The organism is Streptomyces sp. NPDC053513 (assembly GCF_044544765.1).
In the GTDB taxonomy this organism is placed as follows: Bacteria; Actinomycetota; Actinomycetes; order Streptomycetales; family Streptomycetaceae; genus Streptomyces; species Streptomyces litmocidini.
The window spans coordinates 1-1,087 of sequence record NZ_JBITXP010000064.1 but is presented as its reverse complement, the minus strand read 5'-3'; the positions used below and the strand labels follow the sequence as shown (position 1 = coordinate 1,087).

1 protein-coding gene is annotated in these 1,087 nt (G+C 68.4%); it reads right to left on the bottom strand.

Annotated features, from left to right (window positions below):
* Nucleotides 1–979, bottom strand: a 979-nt coding sequence (locus ACIGW4_RS38140; RefSeq protein WP_399586328.1) for an IS481 family transposase, incomplete at its 3' end; no start/stop codon positions are given.
* Nucleotides 980–1,087: the final 108 nt, after the last annotated feature.

The following is a 1,087-nucleotide window of genomic DNA, read 5'->3' as shown; positions in this document are numbered from 1 at the left end:
TGTATTGACCCGCAGCATTGTTGACGCGGGTGATGGGCGGGTGTCCGTCGAGTGCGGTGTGGCAGCGGTGGTGGTTGTAGGTGTGGAGGAAGTCTGCCAGGGCCTCGGTCCGCTCGTCGTTCGAGGTGTAGGGCCGCAGGTAGGCCCACTCGTCCAGCAGGGTGCGGTTGAAGCGTTCGACCTTGCCGTTGGTCTGCGGCCGGTAGGGGCGGATCTTCTTGTGGGTGATGCCGGCCGCGGTCAGGCTCTGGGTGAACAGCTTCGACTTGTAGCAGGACCCGTTGTCGGTCAGCACGCGCTCGACGGTCATGCCGTGGCTCTGGAAGAAGGCGTTGGCCCGCTGCCAGAAGGCGATGGCGGTGTGCTGGCGTTCATCGGGCAGGACCTCGCTGTAGGCCAGGCGGGAGTGGTCGTCGACGGCCGAGTGGATGTAGCTGTAACCGATCACCGGCGTGCAGCTCTTGCGCTCGGTGGTGGTGGCCTGGCGGTTGCGGTCGCCGGCCGTCCTGCCGACGGTTCGCCAGCCGCCGCCGTCGGGGATGTTGCCGAGCTTCTTGATGTCGACGTGGACCAACTCACCCGGCCTGGAACGTTCGTAGCGGCGTATCGGCTCGCCGGTGGGCCGGTCCAGCCAGGCCAGCCGGTTGAGCCCGTGGCGGACCAGGATGCGGTGCACGGTCGAGGCGGGAAGGCCCAGGATCGGGCCGATCCGTGCCGGGCCGAGCTTGCGGCCGGTCCGCAGCCGGCAGACCCGGGCCTCGAGGGCGGCGGCGGTCCGGTGCGGGAGCGCGTGGGGCCGGCTGGAACGGTCGTGCAGGCCTGCGTCGCCCTCGGCCCGCCAGCGGCGCACCCACTTGTGGGCCGTGGGACGGGATATCCCCATCTCCGCGGCAACATGCGCGACGGGACGGCCTGCGAGGACGCGTTCGACCAGGATCCGCCTGCCGTGAACGGTCAGCCGGGCGTTACGGTGGGACACGAAGACCTCCGTGTGTGGTGTGGAGCCTAGACACCTCCACCACACCGGAGGTCTTCGCCATGATCAAGACCAGCCGGCGTTAACAACGCTCATGATCAATACACCTAG